This window comes from Roseobacter litoralis Och 149, assembly GCF_000154785.2.
In the GTDB taxonomy this organism is placed as follows: domain Bacteria; phylum Pseudomonadota; class Alphaproteobacteria; order Rhodobacterales; family Rhodobacteraceae; genus Roseobacter; species Roseobacter litoralis.
Map to the genome: position 1 here is coordinate 763,493 of NC_015730.1, position 21,467 is coordinate 784,959.

General features: G+C 56.5%; 16 protein-coding genes. 9 read left to right on the forward strand and 7 right to left on the reverse strand.

The features are described from left to right. Positions 1-14 precede the first annotated feature (14 nt). A complete protein-coding gene (locus RLO149_RS03535; protein WP_148264302.1) occupies positions 15-524 on the reverse strand; it encodes a nuclear transport factor 2 family protein in 510 nt (169 codons plus the stop codon). A gap of 389 nt (positions 525-913) precedes the next feature. Here RLO149_RS03535 and RLO149_RS03540 point away from each other — a divergent pair, with 389 nt between their 5' ends. The 4 genes from RLO149_RS03540 to RLO149_RS03555 all read left to right on the forward strand — a co-directional run bounded on the left by RLO149_RS03540 (position 914) and on the right by RLO149_RS03555 (position 7,847). Next, positions 914-2,893 carry a hypothetical protein gene (locus RLO149_RS03540; protein ID WP_013960687.1) on the forward strand — a complete coding sequence of 660 codons (1,980 nt, stop codon included), beginning with the start codon at positions 914-916 and terminating at the stop codon, positions 2,891-2,893. Next, a complete protein-coding gene (locus RLO149_RS03545) occupies positions 2,893-4,062 on the forward strand; it encodes a type 2 periplasmic-binding domain-containing protein (RefSeq protein WP_013960688.1) in 1,170 nt (389 codons plus the stop codon). Before RLO149_RS03540 ends, RLO149_RS03545 begins: the two co-directional genes overlap by 1 nt. Positions 4,063-4,141: 79 nt before the next feature. Continuing rightward, positions 4,142-5,899 (forward strand): sigma-54-dependent Fis family transcriptional regulator, encoded by a 1,758-nt coding sequence (locus RLO149_RS03550; protein ID WP_044025520.1) that lies wholly within the window; start codon positions 4,142-4,144, stop codon positions 5,897-5,899. Positions 5,900-6,047: 148 nt separating this feature from the next. After that, positions 6,048-7,847 carry an NAD(P)/FAD-dependent oxidoreductase gene (locus RLO149_RS03555; RefSeq protein WP_013960690.1) on the forward strand — a complete coding sequence of 600 codons (1,800 nt, stop codon included), beginning with the start codon at positions 6,048-6,050 and terminating at the stop codon, positions 7,845-7,847. A 52-nt stretch (positions 7,848-7,899) separates the two neighbouring features. On the opposite strand, the gene RLO149_RS03560 is transcribed toward RLO149_RS03555, so the two are convergent. Beyond that, positions 7,900-8,547 (reverse strand): GntR family transcriptional regulator, encoded by a 648-nt coding sequence (locus RLO149_RS03560; RefSeq protein WP_013960691.1) that lies wholly within the window; start codon positions 8,545-8,547, stop codon positions 7,900-7,902. A 181-nt stretch (positions 8,548-8,728) separates the two neighbouring features. Between RLO149_RS03560 and dctP the strand changes: the two genes are divergently transcribed. The 5 genes from dctP to RLO149_RS03585 all read left to right on the forward strand — a co-directional run bounded on the left by dctP (position 8,729) and on the right by RLO149_RS03585 (position 14,392). Beyond that, on the forward strand, positions 8,729-9,673 hold the full coding sequence (gene dctP, locus RLO149_RS03565) for a TRAP transporter substrate-binding protein DctP (RefSeq protein WP_174270224.1): 945 nt from the start codon (positions 8,729-8,731) through the stop codon (positions 9,671-9,673). Between the two features lie 66 nt (positions 9,674-9,739). After that, entirely contained in the window at positions 9,740-10,288 is a 549-nt protein-coding gene (locus tag RLO149_RS03570; protein ID WP_013960693.1) for a TRAP transporter small permease, read from the forward strand. Next, entirely contained in the window at positions 10,288-11,604 is a 1,317-nt protein-coding gene (locus tag RLO149_RS03575) for a TRAP transporter large permease (protein ID WP_013960694.1), read from the forward strand. Before RLO149_RS03570 ends, RLO149_RS03575 begins: the two co-directional genes overlap by 1 nt. Next, positions 11,601-12,851, forward strand: a complete 1,251-nt coding sequence (locus tag RLO149_RS03580) for a malonyl-CoA decarboxylase (protein ID WP_013960695.1) — start codon at positions 11,601-11,603, stop codon at positions 12,849-12,851. The genes RLO149_RS03575 and RLO149_RS03580 overlap by 4 nt, the downstream gene beginning before the upstream one ends. Before the next feature lie 2 nt (positions 12,852-12,853). Next, positions 12,854-14,392: a malonate--CoA ligase gene (locus RLO149_RS03585; protein ID WP_013960696.1), complete on the forward strand. Its 1,539-nt coding sequence runs from the start codon at positions 12,854-12,856 to the stop codon at positions 14,390-14,392. Positions 14,393-14,516: 124 nt separating this feature from the next. Here the strand turns inward: RLO149_RS03585 and xylA are convergent, their stop codons facing one another. From xylA to RLO149_RS03610, 5 genes are all read right to left on the reverse strand, one after another. Continuing rightward, positions 14,517-15,818, reverse strand: coding sequence for a xylose isomerase (gene xylA, locus RLO149_RS03590; protein WP_013960697.1), 1,302 nt, complete (start codon positions 15,816-15,818; stop codon positions 14,517-14,519). Positions 15,819-15,821: 3 nt separating this feature from the next. Further along, positions 15,822-17,258, reverse strand: a complete 1,437-nt coding sequence (gene xylB, locus RLO149_RS03595; RefSeq protein WP_013960698.1) for a xylulokinase — start codon at positions 17,256-17,258, stop codon at positions 15,822-15,824. Between the two features lie 4 nt (positions 17,259-17,262). Next, positions 17,263-18,390, reverse strand: coding sequence for a Gfo/Idh/MocA family protein (locus RLO149_RS03600; protein ID WP_013960699.1), 1,128 nt, complete (start codon positions 18,388-18,390; stop codon positions 17,263-17,265). Between the two features lies 1 nt (position 18,391). Then, the gene (locus RLO149_RS03605; protein WP_013960700.1) at positions 18,392-19,447 is read right to left on the reverse strand and encodes a sugar phosphate isomerase/epimerase family protein; all 1,056 of its coding nucleotides are present in this window, start codon (positions 19,445-19,447) and stop codon (positions 18,392-18,394) included. A 126-nt stretch (positions 19,448-19,573) separates the two neighbouring features. Next, positions 19,574-21,199 (reverse strand): dihydroxyacetone kinase subunit DhaK, encoded by a 1,626-nt coding sequence (locus RLO149_RS03610; protein WP_013960701.1) that lies wholly within the window; start codon positions 21,197-21,199, stop codon positions 19,574-19,576. Between the last annotated feature and the right edge of the window lie 268 nt (positions 21,200-21,467).

Here is a 21,467-nt window from a genome sequence, read left to right on the forward strand (position 1 = left end):
GGCGGAAACGTCGATTAGCTGTTTCCCGCGGGTGTGCCCTCATCTTGCAAAAACAGGTCCGACAAGCGGCGGTTTTCCCACTCGGGCGTTGTGTTGAGTGCGACGACCCGCCAGCCTGCATCGGTGTTTTTCAAAACGTAGTCGAGACGACCCGTTTGCTCCCACGTCTGGCCATGCAGGTCGTATGTGGCGTGGTATCGCGCCGTCGCCCGCGCAACGACTGAGGACACGCCCAGCACCTCAATCTGCGAAATCTCATGGTGTGTGTTGTCAAAACGCGGCAGCAACTCTGCCCATATCCCGATCACCGTCCGGTCTTGGACACGCGCACCCTGATCGGTTTCCAGTGACAGTTGGTTCAGGATGACGTGATCACCGAATTTCATATCCAGACGGCTCCAGTCCTGAGCGTCCGCAGCCGTCGCGATGCCTTGGATCGTGGTGAGGATGGCAGCTTCGTCACCCGCGACAGCGGGAAGAGGCAGGGCAAGCAGGGTGGCAAGAATATAGTGTTTCATGGTCATGACCTTTCCATAGGGTTGTGATGCCCGCTAATCGCTTTGATTTTCGTGTCGGTGTTGGTCGTCTGCGCGGTCATCTTGGTGCTGCCCCAAGGGATAGACTTAAACCGTCCGGACTGATTGAACCGCTGCGCGCGATTTTTGAACAATCCTGCTTAATCGCCTCATCCGTTGGAACTATTGATTTTTTGCAACTTTAGCGATAGAATTAGCGAGTTTAGAGAAAATGGATTAAATCGATGCTTCGTATTATTGCGCTGATAACGATACTCACGGTTGGAAGTGTGCAACTGTTGCACGTGGCCGACCAGTCGAGTGAAATTGCTGCGGGACCTTGTAATCCTGCAGTACAGAAATGCTGGTAGGGCATCTTCGGGGCCGCGTGATCTGAGATGAACTGGCTGATTTACATCGGCGTGGTTTGTTTTGGTGCAATTGCGTTGCTGATCGAAGCGCGCCGAAATTACCGCGAGTCGCTGACACAGACGCCTTTCCAGCGTCATCCAATTCTTCAAGACGCACGCGTATCGGATCTGTGCACTCAAAAAGACGGCTTCTTTGGCTTCATCGTCTATTCGATGCTGTATCTTGTGTCATACGCGATCATCCTTTCGTCTGCTGAACTTTATGAATTGATCCGCAACGCCAATGTCGCAAAATTCGAGGTAGGGGCTACCGCGAGCTTTGACCCATTTGGCAATGATATCCTGAACCTTGAGGGAACAGTCTACGCAAAGCCGATCTTCGTGTCCGCCTTTCTGATCGCCATCATGTCGGTGGGTGTCATGCGGCCGATTGAGAACATGGTGAGGTCCGCAGCGCACCGCATTGCCGGGATTCCGCGCGGCGTTTATCGCGTGATTGATGCGCTTCAAACGCAGGAAACAACTCGGATTTGCAAGACCAGAAAACCCGGTGCTTTGACGGCCCATTTTCGTAAAGAACTGACAAAAGCGATAGAGGCAGAGGATGAAGAGGGCGCGGAAGATCAGGACGCAAGGCTCGCACCTGACCTTGCCGGACGGCGTGAAGAGATAGACAAGGCACTGACCATCATCGATGCGCTGTCGCTGGCGGTGACCCCCAGTAAAAGGGCGCAATATTTCCCTGTTGCGGAGCTCGAAGAGTTGACCAAAATGTCGCGTCAGCTGGAGTGCGAGTTGACGGAGCTTTCTGACCTTCTTTTGGGGTATGATCCCAAAACGACGGACGGCTTGGTGACACTGCACAGGACGGCTCTGCGGGTGGCTGAAAACACCAAGGCGTTGTTTGCCGTGCATTATATTCGCAACAACCAATCGGTAAAAAATCTCGATCCCGCAACGCCGTTGGCGAAGATCGTGCACGTGATTGACCGCAACTATGTTCCTGAAAAGAACTCCTTTGCTCTGTCGGCCTTCTTTTCCTGCTTTGCGTCTGTTGTGGCCGTGTTCATGATTTACGCGTTTTGGCATCAAGGTATGGTCGACAGGGATTTTACCTGGGCGGATGATCAGATCGAGACGAGCATCGCAATGTTCAACGCAAACCCGCCCCGTCAGTTCGAGCAAGCAGCACCTTTGACGCTGGCGGGGTGTGTGGTTCCCCGGCCAAGTGATGCCTGTCTGTCCGTGATCGAAGCCGGCAAGGTTGCCTACAAATACGAAATCCGGCCTGATTTGCTGGTGCAGGCGGCGTGGGACACCTTTCAGATGGCCCTCGTCACACTTGCTGCTGCAGGGGCGGTGATATTCGGACGGGATGTCCGGATGGAGCAGGAAAGCTGGAAACCGGGGTGGAGCATGCATCGCATCCCCTTTCTGCGCCTGCTGGGGTTATGTGTCGTGCCCGCAGTTCTTGCGTTTATTCTGGCGATCGCGGGGTCACTGCTGGAGCTTGCTTTTGACAGTAATTTTCAGGTGACGCAGTCGCAGATCATTCGTCAGATCGACGATGCTTTCATCTACTATGCAATGATGCCGCTTGTTGGGTTGTCGGTTGGGTTTGGCGTTCTGGTCATTCTGGACAAACATGACGATTTCAGCCGCTTGCGCACCATTGTGATGCTGGCTGTACCATGCGCCATATTTGTCGGGTTCCTGATGGCCGCTGTGGTCTTTTTCAGCTACAAATTTGATGATTTCCCTTTGTTTGAGGGCAATCAATGGATCACCTACAAAAAACGCGATTGGCTTATTCAGGCATTTTTGCCGATGCTTTTCCTGATACTCTTCGCATTCTTCATTGAGCTGACCGAAGACCGCTCAGAGGATGAGGAGGGTGAGGAAACCGTGGCGGAGCCGAACAAGCCGACGGGCTGGCTGCGCAAGTTGGTGGAGGGTCAATCCACTGCAAAACCGCAGGGCCTTCCCGGTAAAAAGGACGTCGCGTGATGCGCAGGCTCATTGGCACACTGGCGGTGATATGTACGGCATTCTCTGTCGGCGCAAACGAGCTTGCACAAGCAGACGCGGGTGCTGAGGCGGATGAGTACCAACTGCGCATCGGTGTGCGCTCCAAGGCGATGCCCTTTTCCTTTCAGGCCGAAACGATGGTGGATGTTCTGACAGCGGCGACACCGGGTCCGTTGTCCACGCAGAGATACACGGGCTACATCACCCGTATCTGCGATGCCGTCCTGACCGAAATGATGCTCGATCCGGATGGACCTGTCGGTCTTGCGCGCGATGGCGTGAAAATTGTGGACCTCGATAAGGAAATCGCAAAGCTGGATAAGCAGCCGAGCGAAGGACGCTTTGGCTTACTGAAAGGCTATGAAGTCGACGGGAACGACAGCGGTTCCGTCAAAACAACTGTGGCACCAACAATCGACATATTGTGCGACCCCGCAACGATTACCAATGCCCGCCGGACTGGTTTGATCATCTCACCACCCGTTTATCTGACCGGGGTTTCCTATCTCACGCAGCCCGGCATCAGCCGTCAGATCGGCAGCATTGACGATGGATCTTGCCCACAAATCCCTCGCGACAATCCAAAGGGTGCCAAATTTCTGTTTGGGCTGGTTGGAAACACGTCGTCGGCGCGTTCGGGGATCCGGGCCTTGCTGACGACGAACGAAATGCCCCAGTATCGCGATGCGTTAATTGCCTTTTTGCGCGGAGAGTCCAATTGCGATCTAAGCACCCAGCAAAAGCAGGCGATCAACGTTCTGCAAAGCAATCTGAACAGTGAAATCAGCGGCTCCGTCATCATGTTCCGGTCACACGAACAGGCAGCCGAGGCGTTTTGCAATGGTCAGGTGGCAAATTACATCGGCGACAGAGAGATCATTCTCGCCAATGTGAACGATATTCCGGGCTGTGATTTCACCAATGGCAACCGTACATTCACCACCGACCGATACGCGATATTTGGTCGTCTGGATTATGTGGATAACCCCGAAAGGGCCCTGCGCGTCGCGCGTTTCTTTGAAATATTATCGCAAAAAATCGTCTCGCATCCGTCCATTATCGATCAGGCGTTTTACGATACGTTTCACCCCACATCGCCCACTACAACGCTGGATATGTTCTTTCGTTCAGTGCGCGGTTCGCCCTGATTGCATGGCCCGAAACGAAACACTCGAAAATCAAATCGCCTTGATGTAGCCTCGTCCAAGGGGAGAGGGAGGCGTGCCGTTGAGTGATCTGACGCATATCAGGGAAATCGACCGGGTTCTCAGCGGGCGAGCAAGTGACAATCACCGTGACCCTTTGGTTCTGGATAGCTGGCGGCGGTGTGTGGAAACCTATGGTCTTGATCCGGCCAAGGCGGAAGCTGCGCACATCGTAACGGATACTGAATTGCGCCTGCACCGCGAACAAGCCGAACGGTTGATCGCAACCGCACGTTCCGGTCTCAAGTCGCTTTTTCGTCAGGTGGCTGAGCAGAATTATGTATTGTTGCTGGCGGATGCCAAGGGCATTTGCGTGGATTCATTTGGTGATCCGCGGTTCGAGGAAGAGCTGCGTCGCTCGGGTCTTTATCTGGGATCGGACTGGTCGGAAGATTTGGCAGGCACTTGTGGTGTCGGGTCCTGTCTGGTGACCGGTGAGGCGGTGACCATTCATCAGAGTGATCACTTTGGGATTGCCCATACGCCGCTGTCTTGTACTGCCGCGCCGATATATGACACCCATGGCAAACTGAGTGCGGTGCTCGATGTGTCGCTGTTGCGTTCCCCATCGCCAAAGTCGAGCCAAAATCTGGCCATGAACCTTGTGAAGGCTTCTGCACGGCGGGTCGAAATGGCGAACCTGATGGCGATGACACGGCGGGATTGGGTTCTGCGCTTTTCCACGTCACCGGAATTTCTTGAAGTCGACCCGGAGGCGGCGGTTGCCTTGGATGGGTCGGGTCGGATCATTGGCATGACGCATGCCGCCGGGACCCTGTTGATGCCGGATACCGGCGATGGGCTGATCGGCAAGCGCATTGATGCTTTGCTTGATATGTCGGTGGATGATCTGCCTGATTTGATGCGCGGGCGACCCGCAGAAGAACGCGTCTTGCGGCTCAAGGACGGGCGTGGCCTCTATGGGCATGCGATTGCGCCGCAACAGGCGCGCGTCGCGCCGCATCGTTCAGCCTTGGATATACCTGCGCCTCTGGCCAATTTAGCCGGTGCAGATCCGGCGCTGAACCGGTTGCAGCGCCGTACCGCGCGTCTGGCACCAACACAGGTGCCGCTGATATTGCAAGGCGAGACAGGCACGGGCAAAGAGCGGTTCGCCAGAGCCATCCACGTTTGCGCAGCACAGGGTCGTGCCTTGCATGTCGTGCGATGCACAGCGGTAGGCTCCGACACGTGGCAGTCGCTGCAGACGGCACCGTCTGGAACGCTGTTTCTTAAGGGTGTGGACGAGTTGGACCCCACCGCGCAGTCGGCCCTTTTGGAACTGATTGAACAGCGAACGGACTTCAGGGTGATTTCATCGTGCCAAACGGATCTGCGCGCAGATGACCGGCCGGGGGGATTTCGGGCGGACTTGTTTTACCGGCTGGCCGGGGATGTGATGATCCTGCCTCCGTTGCGCTTGCGTCATGATATTGACTGGCTGATCGACCGCGTGCTGCGGAGACATACGGCAAAGGACCTCAGTCTTTCTGCGGCGGCGCGGGCGGAGCTTGCAGGTCGTCCATGGCCCGGCAACATCAGAGAGTTGGAGAGTGTGATGGATGTGGCGGCAGCCGTTGCCGAAAGCAATGTGATCGATTTGCCAGATCTGCCCATGCCGCAAGGAACCCAAAAGTCAGATGCGCAAAGTGATGCAGCCCTTGAAGCGCTTCTTGATGCCTGTGGATGGAACATGTCGCGTGCGGCACGCCGTATGGGGGTGAACCGTTCAACCGTTTTGCGCCGCATCCGCAAGGCGGGTCTGTCGCCGCCTGCATAGGCATGGCGTATCAGTTGCGTTTTGTTGCGCGCGCAACATCTGTGGGCGCCAAGAGGTTTTACGCCACCGCGACATATCAATTGCACTGGCATCCTGTCATCATCACCGGCAGGTTTCAGGCAAGATTCAAGAGCTAAGGGAGGACGACATGCTCGATTCAACGGTTGAAGACCAGACACAGGCATTTCTGGACCAATTCGGCAAAGCGCTGGAAAGCGGGGATATTGCTGCCGCAAAGGAGATGTTTGCACAGGATTGTTATTGGCGCGATCTCGTGACCTTTACGTGGAACATCAAAACGGTCGAAGGCAAAGATCAGGTTGAAGACATGCTCAAGCATCAGCTTGCGACCACCAAGCCATGCAATTGGCAGATCGCAGATGGTGAGGTCCCGACCGAAGAGGGTGGCGTGACGACCGCGTGGATCCAGTTTGAAACCGAAGTTGCGCGCGGCTACGGAATGGTACGGTTGCGGGAGGGGAAAATCTGGACGCTGCTGACGACGATGGTCGAGCTGAAAGGCTATGAAGAGCCAAAGGGATTTGACCGGCCGCTGGGCGCCAAGCATGGCGCGGGCAAAAATCGTAGCACGTGGCAGGAAGACCGCGAAAGAGAGTTGGCGGAATTAGGCTATAGTGAGCAACCCTACTGCCTGATTATCGGGGGCGGACAGGGTGGCATCGCCATGGGCGCGCGCCTGCGCCAGCTTGGGGTGCCGACGATCATCGTGGAGGGGAACGAACGAGCCGGGGATAGCTGGCGCAACCGCTACAAATCGCTCTGTCTGCATGACCCGGTCTGGTATGATCATCTGCCCTACCTCAAGTTTCCTGACAACTGGCCGGTGTTTGCGCCCAAGGACAAGATTGGCGACTGGCTGGAAATGTACACCAAGGTCATGGAGTTGAACTACTGGACCAAAACCTGGGCCAAGTCGGCAAGCTATGACGAGGCGACGCAGGAATGGACAGTTGTGGTTGACCGTGACGGCGAACAGGTCACTCTGAAGCCCAAGCAACTCGTGATGGCGACCGGCATGTCTGGCAAAAAACGAATGCCGAATTTTCCGGGAATGGATACATTCAAAGGCGTGCAGCAACACTCCTGCGAACATGACGGGCCGGACCAATGGGCGGGCAAGAAAGCTGTCGTCATCGGGTCCAACAATTCAGCGCATGATATTTGCGCAGCCCTTTGGGAAAACGATGTGGATGTCACGATGGTGCAGCGCTCATCGACGCATATCGTGCGCTCTGAAACCCTGATGGAGGTGGGCCTCGGCGCGCTTTACTCAGAGGAGGCCGTGCGCAACGGTATGACCACCGAAAAGGCGGATCTGATCTTTGCCTCGCTGCCTTATGCGATCCTGCATGAGTTTCAGATACCCGCATACGCGCAGATGAAAGAGCAGGATAAAGAGTTCTATGACGGGTTGGAAAAGGCCGGGTTTCAGCTCGATTGGGGCGATGACGACTCAGGTCTGTTCATGAAATACCTGCGTCGCGGGTCTGGCTATTATATTGATGTCGGCGCAAGCCAGCTGATCATTGATGGCGAAATCAAACTGGCACATGGGCAGGTCACAGAGGTAATTGAGGATGGCGTGATCCTCGACACTGGTCAAAAACTTGAGGCAGATCTGATCGTTTATGCGACAGGTTATAATTCCATGAATGGTTGGGTTGCCGATCTGATGGGGCAGGAGATGTCAGACAGGGTTGGTAAAGTCTGGGGCCTTGGGTCTGACACAACCAAAGATCCCGGACCCTGGGAAGGGGAACAACGCAATATGTGGAAACCGACCCAACAGGAAAACCTCTGGTTTCATGGCGGTAACCTGCACCAGTCCAGACATTATTCGCAGTTTTTGTCGTTGCAGATCAAAGCTCGAATGGAGGGAATTGAAACACCGGTCTATGGCTTGCAAGATGTGCATCACTTGTCGTGAGCAACACAGCGGCCCGCTTGTCTCAGCGGGCCGCAAATCCGCCGAAACACGATCAGTTGTTTAAGTTCGCGATCAACTGATGAAACTTTTCACCCTGCACGGCCACATGTTGCCTTAGTATCGTGCCTGCTCGGGTTTCATCGCCTTCTTTGATCGCATTGACGATTTCATCATGTTCTGACATCGACTGCTTCAAGCGTCCGCGGAACTTCAATTGCATCCGGCGATAGGGTTTGAGGCGGTTTTGCAGCCGCAACGCCTCCTTTTCAAGAAAGCCATTCGCGCAGCCTTTGTATATCTCGCGGTGAAACGTCTCGTTCTCGTCATAGTAAAGTGCTGCGTCCTGTGCATCGATCGCATTGTGACAGCGGCGGTTGGCCGCTTCCAGCGCCTTGAGCCCATCGTCCGTAATACGCATCGCGGCAAAGCGCCCGCAGGCGGCCTCTAGCTCGGCCATTGTCTCGAACATGTCCATGAGCTCAACCGCGTCTGGTTTGCGCACAAAGACACCGCGTCGGGGAATCTGCTCTGCCATGCCCGACAGCACCAGCCGTTGGAGGGCTTCGCGAATGGGTGTGCGTGAGACACTGAACTGCTGTGCCAGTCGAATTTCGTCCAAACGCTCCCCATTCTTGAATTCCCCAACGAATACAAGTTGTTCAATGCTGTGGGCGATTTGGTCGGCGCGTCTGGTTTCCATAAATTGCAGGGTAGGGACAACGGCAGTAGAATACAATAATTTTTATCTTGTATACAAAAAAGTTGACTGCGCATGCAAAGCGTGGAACACAAAAGGCATCATGGCCATCGTACGAGCCAGATAATCTGGGAGGAAATTTGTGAAATCGAAATTTTTTGCGACTGCTGCTGCAGTCGCGCTGATGGGGTTGTCGTCTGCCGCGCTTGCAACAGAGCTTCGGCTGTCGCACCAATGGTCCAACAAGGATGTGCGCCATCAGGTTGCGCAGATCGTGGCAGACGAGGTCGCGGCCGCTGATGTGGATCTGGAGATTAAAATCTTTGGATCAAAGTCTCTGTTTAAGCCGCGCGAGCAGTATCGCCCGCTCAGCCGGGGTCAGTTGGATATGACGGTTCTGCCGCTCAGCTATGCGGGCGGGCAACAACCTGCGTTTAACCTCACCTTGATGCCCGGACTTGTGAAAAACCACGACCATGCGGCCAGATTGAGCGCGTCACCCTTCATGGAAGCGCTCGAAGCCAAGCTGGCAGACGATGACGTTATGGTTCTGGTGCATGGCTATCTGGCGGGTGGTTTTGTCGGCAAAGACAAATGCATCACTGGTCCATCCGATATTGAGGGCATGCAAACACGTGCGGCGGGCAAGGCGTTTGAACAAATGCTCGCCGGGGCAGGGGCTTCGATTACGTCCATGGCTTCTTCGGAAATCTACAACGCCATGCAGACGGGCATTCTGAATGCTGCAAATACATCGTCTTCGTCTTTCGTTTCCTACCGGATTTATGAGCAGGTCGCCTGTTACACACCGGCAGGTGATGTGGCCTTGTGGTTCATGTACCAGCCGTTGCTGATGAACAAATCCACCTTTGACGGGTTGAATGAAGCGCAGCAGGCTGCACTTCTGGCAGGCGCGGAAAAAGCCGAAGCGTTCTATCTGGCTGAAGCCAAAAAACAGGACGCCGCATCGGTAGACGTCTTTAAGGCAGCAGGCGTTGAAATTGCTGAAATGTCCACTGAGGATTTCGAAGCATGGCGCGCGCTTGCGCAGGAAACCTCCTACAAAGCCTTTGTAGACGAGGTGCCCGATGGTCAGGCCTTGCTCGATATGGCGCTTTCCGTCGAGTAATTCCCAACCTGCCGGTGATCCCTGATCAAGGGGTCACCGTTTGATCTATCAAAAAGGACGTGCGGAATGGCTGCTCAAAGCTCAGTGTCCGCGGCGCGCTCAGGCAACAATCGGTTCCTGCGTGTCGTTGCAGCGCTCTCTACAGTCGCGGGTTGGTGCTCAGCGGGTATGATTGTCGCGGCGGTCGGGATCACCTGTCAGATGATTTTTGTGCGCTTTGTGCTCAATGGATCAACCGTCTGGCAGACCGAGGCGGTTGTCTATCTTGCCATTGGCGCAACTCTGGTGGGATTACCCTACGTGCAGCATTTGCGCGGGCATGTGAACGTCGATCTGGTGCCGTTGGCCCTGCCAAAAAAAGCGCGATATTACCTGTGTATCGTGACGCTGTCGGTATCGATCGCGATGGTGGCCGTGCTGCTGTACTATGGGTTTGAGCATTGGCACCTCACCTACGAGCGGAACTGGAAATCGGATACGGTTTGGGGTGTTCGGCTGTGGATACCCTATCTGGCGCTGCCTGTCGGGTTTGGCTTGTTCCTGTTGCAACTCATCGCTGATCTTGTCGCCGTTATTTTGAAAATTGATACGCCCTTTGGGCTGGAGGACAGCTGATGGATCCGCTTGTTCTAGGGGGTATCGTTGCGATATCCACGATACTCGTCCTCTTTTCCGGCGTCTCTGTGGGCCTCGGCTTGTTGATTGTTTCGACAGGGTTTTTATTGGTCTTTGATGGCTTGCGATCTTTGGAACTTTTGCCCGAAATCCTGTTCGGGAAACTCGATAACTTTGCGCTTCTGTCTATCCCGATGTTCATCATCATGGGGGCGTCCATTGCCTCCACCCGTGCAGGCGCGGATTTATACGAGGCGTTGGAACGGTGGCTGACGCGCGTGCCCGGCGGACTTGTGATTTCAAACCTGGGGGCCTGCGCGCTCTTTGCCGCAATGTCGGGATCAAGCCCCGCCACATGTGCGGCAATCGGCAAGATGGGCATCCCTGAGATGCGCAAACGCGGCTATCCAGATGGCGTGGCTGCGGGCTCCATCGCTGCAGGCGGCACGCTGGGCATTCTGATCCCGCCATCGGTCACAATGATTGTCTATGGCATCGCGACCGAGACATCCATTGGCCGTCTTTTTCTGGCTGGTGTCTTCCCCGGCTTGTTGCTGGTCAGCCTGTTCATGGCGTGGTCGCTCTATTCGACATGGAAATACGGGGACCGGGCCTTGCTGGCCTCAACGACCTACACATGGAAACAGAAATTTGAGATCTTGCCGCGCGTCTTGCCCTTTCTGGCGATCATCGTCGGCGTGCTTTATGCAATGTACGGCGGGATTGCGACACCGTCCGAAACAGCGGCAGTCGGGGCGCTTTTGTGCCTGCTGATTGCGATGATCATCTACAAACTCTGGAACCCCAAAGATCTCTGGCTGGTTCTGCGCGACAGCACCAAAGAAAGCGTGATGATCCTCTTCATTATCGCGGCAGCGGGCGTTTTCTCCTATATGCTGTCCAGCCTTTACATCACGCAATCCATTGCGGAATGGATCGCGACGCTTGATGTAAACCGGTGGGTGCTGATGGGGGCCGTGAACGTGTTCCTGCTGATTGCCGGGTTCTTTCTGCCGCCCGTGGCCGTGATTCTGATGGCAGCCCCGATCTTGCTGCCGATCATAACGACCGCAGGGTTCGATCCCATATGGTTCGCGGTCATCCTGACCATCAATATGGAGATTGGCCTGATCTCGCCGCCCGTGGGCCTCAATCTCTATGTGATCAATGGGATCGCGCCGGATATTTCGCTCAAGACAATCCTGAAGGGATCATTGCCCTTCGTGGCCTGCATGGTGATTGCAATTCTGTTGCTTTGCGTCTTTCCCGGCATTGCCACATGGTTGCCGGATGCTGTCATGGGGCAAGCGCTGTGAGGTATTTTGGCGATCTGATTTCAAATGTATTTGATCGCCGGTACTCAAGTTTTCTGGCGGGGCAATCGGATGACCGTCCGATAAATGAACTCTGTGAGGCGTTGTTGGGCAGTCGCGGCGAAATCTCCGGGGGCAGTCTGGCGCGTTGCGTGTTGGAGCGTTATGGCGAGATGGATGCATCCGAGAAAGGCGCGTTCTTCCACTATTTGTGCGACGGGTTGGGCATCTCACCGCAAGAGGTGTTTCGGGCGCTTGAATCCTATCAGGCGCATCCGTCAAGATCGACATACAAAGCGTTTTCAGCCGCCAGTGAGCCACGCCGTCAGGAACTGATCCGTCGCCTGAACCGGATAGAAGATGCGACCCGGGATCTGGTCGCGATGCGCGCCGACTTGCTGGCAATGATGCCTAACCATCCGCGACTTGCGCCGCTTGATGTGGATTTCAAGCACTTGTTTGCCTCGTGGTTCAACCTTGGTTTTCTGATGTTGCGCCCGATCAACTGGAACAGCCCGGCGGCGATCCTTGAAAAGATCATCGCTTATGAGGCGGTTCATATGATCGAGAGTTGGGAGGACTTACGGCGCAGGATGCAGCCCGAGGACCGGCGTTGCTTTGCGTTTTTCCATCCCGCCATGGGGGATGAACCGCTGATCTTCGTCGAAGTCGCGTTGACCAAAGGTGTGCCGCACTCCATCCAGCACCTCTTGTCAGACACACGCGAAGAACTGGCAGCGCATGACACGGATACGGCGGTGTTTTATTCGATTTCAAACTGTCAGCCGGGCCTTGCAGGAATTTCGTTTGGGAATTCGTTGATCAAGCAGGTTGTCGCGGATCTTGCGCGCGAGTTTCCACAGGTCCGTCAGTTTGTGACTTTGTCCCCGATCCCCGGTTTGAGGGCCTGGGCGGAGGGGGCGGGGTTGTCTTTGGCTGGTGATCCTGAAGAGGTCCGCTCCCTTGCGTCCTGTTACCTGACGCAGGTCAAACGCGCCGATGGATTGCCCCTTGATCCGGTGGCGCGATTTCATTTGGGAAATGGCGCCTATATCCACGCAGTCCATGCTGAAGCGGACACGTCGGAAAACGGGCTTCGGCAATCTGGGGGGGCAATGGTGAATTACTGCTACGATCTTGCACAAATCCCTCAGAACCACGAAAGCTTTGTGGGACAACAGCGCGTTGCCGCATCAAAGGATGTGGTAAATCTGGCGCAAAAGACACCGGTGCAACCGGCAGGAGACTGAGCATGGCAAACCCTCTTTATGACGCAGTTTTTGGGCAATACCACGGCGCTGAGACAGTGTTTCTGAGGCTGCCTGATGGCCAGACAATCAGCCATGGTGCGTTTGTGGCGATGGCGGGGCGGTTCGCAAATGTCATTTCCGACATTGGCCTGAAACCGGGCGACAGGCTCGCGGTCCAGGTCGAAAAGTCGCCACAAGCGCTTGCGGTCTATGCCGCTTGCGTGCGGGCAGGTGTCATATTTTTGCCCCTCAATACGGGGTACAGAGCAACAGAGCTTGCCTATTTTGTCGCAAACAGCGGTGCGCGCTTGTTGCTCTGCGACGACAGCAAACGCGGGGACCTCGCGGCCGTTGCTGCACAGGCAGACGCGCGATTGGAAACCCTGAACGCGGATGGCACAGGCAGTTTCACAGATATGGCCAAAGACATGTCCGAAGCCTTCGAAACGGTCGACCGGTCATCGGATGATCTGGCGGCGTTTTTGTATACGTCGGGTACTACAGGTCGCTCCAAGGGGGCGATGTTGACACAGGAAAACCTGCTGTCGAACACGCAGACGCTGACCGATTTCTGGCGGTTTTCTGATCAGGATGTCCTGTTGCATGCCTTGCCGATCTTTCACACGCATGGTCTTTTCGTGGCGACGAACATCACATTGCTGGCGGGGGGGGAGATGATCTTTCTGCCAAAGTTTGATCTTGATGAGATGATCCGACTGATGCCGCAGGCGAGCACAATGATGGGTGTTCCGACGTTCTACACCCGTCTTTTGAGCGATGACCGTTTCACACGGGCACTGACAAAACACATGCGCCTGTTCGTGTCGGGCAGCGCACCGTTGCTGGCAGATACGCATACCGCTTTCGAAGAGCGCACCGGCCACCGTATCCTTGAGCGTTATGGCATGACGGAGACGAATATGAACACGTCAAATCCCTATGAAGGGGACAGACGTGCAGGCACCGTTGGTGTTGTGCTTCCGGGCGTGGAGGTTCGTGTCACGGATGCAAGCACAGGCGTTGCGCTGCCACAGGGCGAGATCGGCGATGTGGAAGTGCGCGGGCCCAATGTTTTCAAAGGGTATTGGCAGATGCCCGAGAAAACTGCCGAAGAATTACGAAAAGACGGGTTTTTCATTACCGGAGATCTGGGTCGGTTTGATGAAGACGGGTATTTGCAGATCGTCGGGCGCAACAAGGACCTGATTATTTCGGGCGGATACAATATCTATCCCAAAGAGATTGAACTGGTGCTTGACGAACAGCCCGGCGTGCTGGAAAGCGCTGTGATCGGCGTGCCACATCCGGATTTCGGCGAAACGGTCGTCGCGGTGCTGGTGCCCGTCCCGAAGGCCACACCGGATTTGTCGCAAATCGAACAGGCCGTCAGGCAGGCGCTGGCGCGGTTCAAAAATCCACAAAAGATGATCATTGTGCCGGAACTGCCCCGCAACACGATGGGCAAGGTGCAAAAGAACGAATTGCGCGCGCGCTATAAAGATCTGTTTACAAAAACCCCTTCCAGTGCCGCGACGGGTTAACGCCCCGCGCTGGTCGAATAGGTCCCGAAACGACCGACCGGAACATGTGTGAACACCGAGCAGGAGAGTGTCGTGCCCGGGTTTTCCGGCCACAACGGCGCGTGTTGAAGGTCGCCACAGCGCGTTAAAGGTATTTGTTGACCAGATTTTCGAGCCGTTCCTGCCGACCTGAACGTGGTTGCGGGTCAATGCCTTGTGCGGTCACCAGATCAGAAATCTCTGTCAGATCAGAGGTCAGCAGCTTTTGCCCCAAATCTTCCGACCAGCCCGCATAGCGCGCCTCACGGGCCGCCTCCAGCTGACCATCCTCAAGCATTGCCGCGGCGGCCTTTAACCCCGCAGCGCAGGCATCCATACCACCCACATGCGCAAGGATCAGATCCGCAGGGTCAAGCGATTGTCGGCGCAGCTTTGCGTCAAAGTTGGTGCCCCCAGTGTCGAAGCCCCCGGCACGCAGAACTTCGTAATAGGCAAGCGCCATCTCGGGAACGTTGTTTGGGAACTGATCGGTATCCCACCCCGATTGGTAGTCATTCCGGTTCATGTCAATCGAGCCGAAAATCCCCAATGCCCGTGCCAGTGCAAGCTCATGCTCAAAACTATGGCCTGCAAGGATCGCGTGGCCCTGTTCGATGTTGACTTTGACCTCACCTTCCAAACCGAAATCCTTGAGGAAGCCATAGACCGTCGCGACGTCGTAATCATACTGGTGTTTCGTCGGTTCCTGCGGTTTGGGTTCGATCAGGATGGTGCCTGCAAAGCCAGTCTTGTGTTTGTAATCGACCACCATTTGCAACATTCGACCCGCCTGCGCGCGTTCGCGGGCCATGTCGGTGTTCAGCAGTGTTTCATAGCCTTCGCGACCGCCCCAGAGCACATAGTTCTCGCCGCCCAGTTTCAGGGTCGCATCCATGCAGGATTTGATCGTCGCGGCGGAATAGGCAAATACTTCGGGGTCGGGATTGGTCGCCGCCCCGGCCATGAAACGGCGATGCGAGAACAGATTGGCTGTGCCCCACAGCAGTTTGACGCCTGTTGCGTCCATTTTTTCGGCGAAATAGTCGGTGATTTCTTCGAGGTTCTTGGTGCTTTCGGCAAAGGTGTCGCCTTCGGGGCGCACGTCTGCGTCGTGAAAACAGAAATAGGGCACGCCCAGACGCTCAAACATGTCAAAGGCCACATCGGCCTTGAGCTTCGCGAGGTCCATCGTGTCCCCGAACCATGGACGCTCAAACGTCTGCCCGCCAAAGGGGTCGCCGCCCGGCCATGCAAAGCTGTGCCAGTAGGCGCAGGCAAACCTCAAGTGATCTTTGAGCGTCTTGCCCATCACTACCTCATCCGGATTGTAGTGCCGGAACGCAAATTCGTTCCCGGTATCGGGTCCTTCATAGCGAATGGCGGGAATGTCCTTGAAGAAATCGGTCATGAATCAAAGGTCCTTCAGAAGTGTATATGCGTGTTTGTAGCGTGCATGCGCATCTGCCATGGCAGAGTGCAGGGCAGGGTCAGGATCAACGCTGCGGGAGATGGGCGGCTGCGATGCAATGTCCGCGCCTGCGCCTGTGCTGGCCATCATCGCCAATCGTGCAGCCCCCAATGCCGCGCCGAAATCACCGTCTTTGGGTACATCGAGCGTGATGTTCAATGTCGTGGCCAGCATCGCGACCCAGTGATCGGATTTGGCCCCCCCGCCAAGCGCCAGCGCGCGTGTGACTTCCGTGCCCGTGGCATGCAGCGCGTCCTTGCAATCGGCAAAGGCAAAGCTGACACCTTGCAGGACGGCGCGGGCGGCGGCCTTGGCGTCGGTCGCGTGATCAAGATGCAGGAACTGTCCACGGATTTGCGCGTCATTATGCGGTGTCCGCTCCCCGCCCAGATAGGGCAGAAACAGCGTCTTTTCAGGGGCGCGAACGTCACCAAGGTCGTGGGTCAACGCCGCTGCACTCTGACCCGTGAGCCGGGCAAGCCATTCCAAAGCGTCAGTTGCCGCGAGGATCACGCCCATCTGGTGCCACGTGTCGGGCAGCGCATGACAAAATGTGTGAACCGCAGAGGCCGGGGCAGGGCGGTAGCCCGCGTTGGCGGCAAAAAGAACCCCCGACGTGCCCAGCGATAAAAACGCAGAGCCTTCCGTGACAACGCCCGCGCCGATCGCGGCGGCGGCATTATCACCGGCCCCGCCCGCGACGGTGCATTGCGGGACGCCCGTCTGCGCGGCAAGCTCCTTGCGCAATGTGCCTGACGGGGCGGACCCCTCGACCAGCGCGGGCATCTGTGCGCGCGTCAGGCCGCATTCAGAGAGCAGCGCATCCGACCAGTCCCGTTTCCCGGTGTCAAACCACGCCGTGCCCGCCGCATCCGACATCTCCGAGACATATTCGCCGGTCAGGAACAGGCGCAGGTAGTCTTTGGGCAGCAGGACTTTGGCGGTCTGATCGAACACATGCGGCTCATTGCGGCGGACCCATTCGACCTTGGGTGCGGTAAAGCCGGGAAAGACGATGTTGCCACTGATGTCGCGAAATTGCGGGTTGGCGTCCATGCCTGCGGCCTCGACGTGGCTGCGCGTGTCGTTCCACAACATACAGGGCCGCAGGGGAGCATCATCTGCCCCGATCAGCGTTGCGCCATGCATATGGCCCGACAGGCCAATACCCATAACCTCGCCGCAGGCCGGGTGTGCTGCCAAAGCCGTCAGCGCTTCGATGGCAGCATCGCACCAGCTTTGCGGGTCCTGTTCGGACCATCCATCCTGCCGGCGCTCCACGCTCAGGGGAACAGCATGTTCGGACAGGATGTTTTGTTGTGCGTCTATCAGGATCGCCTTGAGTGATGAGGTGCCGAGGTCCAGACCAATGAATGTCACGTTGCTACCTCAGCTTGACCCAGGCCGCATTGCGCGCGGAAGACCGCACGCAGGCGTCGACAAACTCGACACCGCGCAACCCATCCATCACCGTCGGGTAGATCACCGCTGCGTCCGCCTTTGAACCATCGCGGTGGGCTTCTATCGCATTGGCCGCTTCGGTGTAGATATTGGCAAATCCTTCGAGGTATCCCTCGGGGTGGCCGGGGGGCACGCGGCTCATCCGGGCGGCGGCGTCTCCGGTTCCGGCACCGTTGCGCGTTAAAAGCCGTTTTGGTTCGCCGAAAGGTGTGTGCCAGAGGTAGTTGGGGTCTTCCTGCGCCCATTCCAGACCGCCGGTTTCACCGTAAACGCGGATGCGCAGCGCGTTTTCATTGCCCGGCGCCACCTGACTGCACCACAGCATCCCCTTGGCCCCACCTTCAAAGCGCAGCATCACATGGCCGTTGTCATCCACCTGCCGCCCGGGCACGAATGCATCAAGGTCCGCGGCAAGGCTGTCGACCTCAAGACCGGTCATGAAGCGCGCGAGGTTATGCGCATGGGTGCCGATGTCGCCGGTTGAACCGCCCGCGCCCGACTGCGCGGGGTCGGTGCGCCAATTGGCCTGTTTGAAATCCTGCTCGATCGTCAGCCAATCCTGCGGGTATTCCACCTGTACCACGCGCACTTTGCCAATCTGACCGCCGGTGATCATCTCGCGGGCCTGACGCACCATCGGATAGCCGGTGTAATTATGCGTCAGAATAAACAGCGCATCCGAGGTTTCGGCGGCTTTGACCATCTTTTTGGCATCCGCCAGCGAAGAGGTCAGCGGCTTGTCGCAAATGACGTGAATGCCACGTTTGAGAAACTCACGTGCGGCGGCATAGTGCACATGGTTGGGTGTCACGATTGCCACCGCGTCGATGCCATTCTTCAGCCGCGCCTCACGGATCGCCATCTGTTTGAAATCATCATATATGCGCGCCAATCCGATGGCTTTGCCCGAGGCTTGCGACTTTTCCGGCGTGGACGACAAAGCACCCGCCACCAGTTCATAGCGATCATCAATGCGCGCAGCAATCCGGTGAACCCCGCCAATAAAAGCGTCATTTCCGCCGCCAACCATACCAAGTTTGATCTTTGCCATATTATTCAATTCCTAACATTCTGCGATTTGCAGTTTCATCCGTGCCGCCATCCGCGAAGTCGTCAAAGGCGCGTTCCGTGACCCGAATGATATGATCTTTCACGAATTGTGCGCCTTCGCGCGCGCCATCCTCAGGGTGTTTCAGGCAGCATTCCCATTCAACAACTGCCCATCCGTCAAAATCGTTTGCGGCCATTTTCGAAAATATTGCACCAAAATCGACCTGCCCGTCACCGAGCGAACGAAACCGTCCCGCGCGATCAACCCAGGGCTGGTATCCGGAATAGACACCTTGCCGCCCTGTCGGATTGAACTCTGCGTCTTTGACGTGAAACATCTTGATACGGTCTTTGTAGATGTCGATGTTGTCAAGGTAATCAAGGCACTGCAGCACATAATGGGACGGATCATAGAGCATATTGCACCGGGTATGATTATCGACGCGCTCCAGAAACATCTCGAATGTGACGCCATCGTGCAAGTCTTCGCCGGGGTGGATTTCGTAGCAGATGTTGACGTCGTGATCTTCGGCATGATCCAGAATGGGTCGCCAGCGCCGGGCGAGTTCATCAAACGCGGTATCAATCAGACCGGCGGGGCGTTGCGGCCATGGATAGATGTAAGGCCACGCCAGAGCGCCGGAAAAAGTCACATGGTTTTTGATGCCAAGGTTGGCTGAGGCAGAAATCGCCTTTTTAACCTGATCGACCGCCCATGCCTGACGCGCCTCAGGATTGCCATGCACCGATGGGTCCGCAAATCCGTCAAAGCCTGCGTTATATGCGGGGTGAACAGCGACCAGTTGCCCTTGCAGATGGGTCGAAAGCTCGGTCACTTCGATCCCATTTTCGACCGCTTCGCCCTTGAATGTATCGCAGTAGTCCTTGCTTGTGGCGGCGGTTGACAGATCAAACAGGCGTGCATCCCAACTGGGTACCTGCACGCCCTTATAGCCGCAGTCTGCCGCCCATTTGGTGATCGCACCCCATGAGTTGAAAGGCGCTTCGTCACCTGCAAACTGCGCCAGAAAAAGGGCAGGTCCCTTGATTGTTTTCATGTCTGTTCCTCCCGGCTGTGATATCGCTCTTAGTGGCGTTTTTCGTGTCCGGCGCGTGGGGATACCCATCCACATTGCGAGCGCTTTGCGTGACCTGCACCGATATCGACCAAATTAATTGCATGCTTACGTGATGGTTGCCAGACCCTCGAATAACCGTGCTACGGCTTCCGCGCCCGGATCGTTGTGCCCGATCAGGTTTTCCTCGGGCACATAGGACGCGCGTCCCGCTTTGGCCTGTCCGATCCTTGCCGTTTCACTGGCCCCTTTGCGCGCTGCTGTTGCGGCGGCTGCGATCCCGTTGTGCAGGGCGTGCAGGGCTGGCTCCAACGCGTCGATCATCGTCCGGTCGCCTTTGCGCGCGCCGCCGACCTGGCTGATCCGTTCCAATCCGGAAAGCAGCGCTTGGGTGGGTGGCAGACCATTGGCCGAGGCATCACCTGCAGCGCCGAAGAAAATGGCAAGGATGACGCCCGAAGATCCACCCATCGTCTGGCTGAGTTCATTGCTGATCGCCCGGAAAAGCTGCGCCGGATCGGCCAGCGGCAAGCGGTCCAGTGCGCCTTTGAGATCGTGCGCGGCGGTGGCCAGCGTGCTGCCTGTGTCACCATCCCCTGATTTCGCATCCAGTGCGTTCAACTCGGCTTCGCTTGTAATCAACAGATCGCAGGCGTGGTCCAGCAGGTTGCGTGTATCTTCATTTCGGGACGCAGCGGGCTGAATAGGGCGAAGCCCATCGGGCAAAAGAGCGACCTTGGGTGCGCTGATGGTTTGCATCTGTGGCCAGTCAGCCATGTCGACCGGATCGCTCAGATAAGAAAGGGTTGTGTCATCGACAGGCAGGACGGATACGGAAAACCCATGCATGTCGAGTGATGTCATCAGCGGGGCAGGACCGATAATGTGTTTGATATTTTTGGCCTTGTCCGATGTCGTCAGGGCATTGGCCAACACGCTCATCTCAAGCGGTGTCGTGGCACCAAGGTTATTCAGGATCGCAACATGGTCCCCGCCGGTGATCCGCGGGGCCAACTTATCAAGCACCATATCCATGGCGGTGCCCGCATCCTCAAAGGCAACTTGTTGCACACCGGGTTCGCCGTGAATGCCGAGGCCAAGCTCCGCCATGCCCGTGGCGATGCGGTTTTCCTTGCGCGCGCCGGGAACCGTGCATGTATCCAGCGACATGCCGATAGACGCCATGGAGTCGATGGCGGTTTGCGCGGCTTTGGTGATCTCGGTGAGCGTGGCACCCTGTTCAGCCATGGCCCCCGCAATTTTGTGGACAAATAACGTGCCTGCGACGCCGCGCGGTTGGGGCAAGTCAGGCAACGCGATGTCGTCGCCGACAACGACCATCGAGACCACCAAACCAAGAGCACGGGCGCGTTCTGCCGCCAGCCCGAAATTAAGCCGGTCGCCTGTGTAGTTCTTGACGATCAAAAGGCATCCCGCAGGGCCGGTCACGGCAATAATACCGGCAAGCACCGCATCCACGGAAGGCGAGGCAAAAACCTCGCCGCACACAGCGGCCGTTAACATGCCACGCCCGACAAACCCGGCATGCGCGGGTTCATGGCCCGAGCCGCCACCCGAGATCAACGCGACGTGCGATTTATCCCAGTCTGCACGACAGACAACCTTGATGTGAGGATACCCGTCGAGACGCTCAAGCGCCCCTCCCGAACTCGCCAGCAGCCCATCGATCGCATCGGTGACCAGTGTTTCCCTTTTGTTGATGAACTGCGTCATGCGTATTTAATCCTCTTATTCGTCTGATTGGCAGGGCAGGTGCGGCGAGCATCGGCTTACGTGTGTTTGTGGTTTCGGCTGCGATTTGGTCCGTAATGGGCGCGTCGTCCGCCGCACAAAAACGACGTCCAAACCGCGCATATTTCGCTTAATTGCGCAATTCGCTCGGGACATATCTGTCCGCTCGCCTCTCATCCCCTCAGACCTCCCCCGCCTTCGAAAGCGACTGTAGAGCAGGTTCAAAGGTTTCGTCAAACGGCGTTGCGCA

Excerpts from the sequence above, each read along its gene's own strand:
- RLO149_RS03535 (WP_148264302.1), bottom strand. The coding sequence starts at position 524 with ATGACCATGAAACACTATATTCTTGCCACCCTGCTTGCCCTGCCTCTT.
- RLO149_RS03545 (WP_013960688.1), top strand. The coding sequence starts at position 2,893 with ATGCGCAGGCTCATTGGCACACTGGCGGTGATATGTACGGCATTCTCT.
- RLO149_RS03540 (WP_013960687.1), top strand. The coding sequence starts at position 914 with ATGAACTGGCTGATTTACATCGGCGTGGTTTGTTTTGGTGCAATTGCG.
- RLO149_RS03610 (WP_013960701.1), bottom strand. The coding sequence starts at position 21,199 with ATGACGCAGTTCATCAACAAAAGGGAAACACTGGTCACCGATGCGATC.
- RLO149_RS03560 (WP_013960691.1), bottom strand. The coding sequence starts at position 8,547 with ATGGAAACCAGACGCGCCGACCAAATCGCCCACAGCATTGAACAACTT.
- RLO149_RS03605 (WP_013960700.1), bottom strand. The coding sequence starts at position 19,447 with ATGAAAACAATCAAGGGACCTGCCCTTTTTCTGGCGCAGTTTGCAGGT.
- RLO149_RS03555 (WP_013960690.1), top strand. The coding sequence starts at position 6,048 with ATGCTCGATTCAACGGTTGAAGACCAGACACAGGCATTTCTGGACCAA.
- RLO149_RS03600 (WP_013960699.1), bottom strand. The coding sequence starts at position 18,390 with ATGGCAAAGATCAAACTTGGTATGGTTGGCGGCGGAAATGACGCTTTT.
- RLO149_RS03585 (WP_013960696.1), top strand. The coding sequence starts at position 12,854 with ATGGCAAACCCTCTTTATGACGCAGTTTTTGGGCAATACCACGGCGCT.
- RLO149_RS03575 (WP_013960694.1), top strand. The coding sequence starts at position 10,288 with ATGGATCCGCTTGTTCTAGGGGGTATCGTTGCGATATCCACGATACTC.
- xylA (WP_013960697.1), bottom strand. The coding sequence starts at position 15,818 with ATGACCGATTTCTTCAAGGACATTCCCGCCATTCGCTATGAAGGACCC.
- dctP (WP_174270224.1), top strand. The coding sequence starts at position 8,729 with ATGGGGTTGTCGTCTGCCGCGCTTGCAACAGAGCTTCGGCTGTCGCAC.
- RLO149_RS03570 (WP_013960693.1), top strand. The coding sequence starts at position 9,740 with ATGGCTGCTCAAAGCTCAGTGTCCGCGGCGCGCTCAGGCAACAATCGG.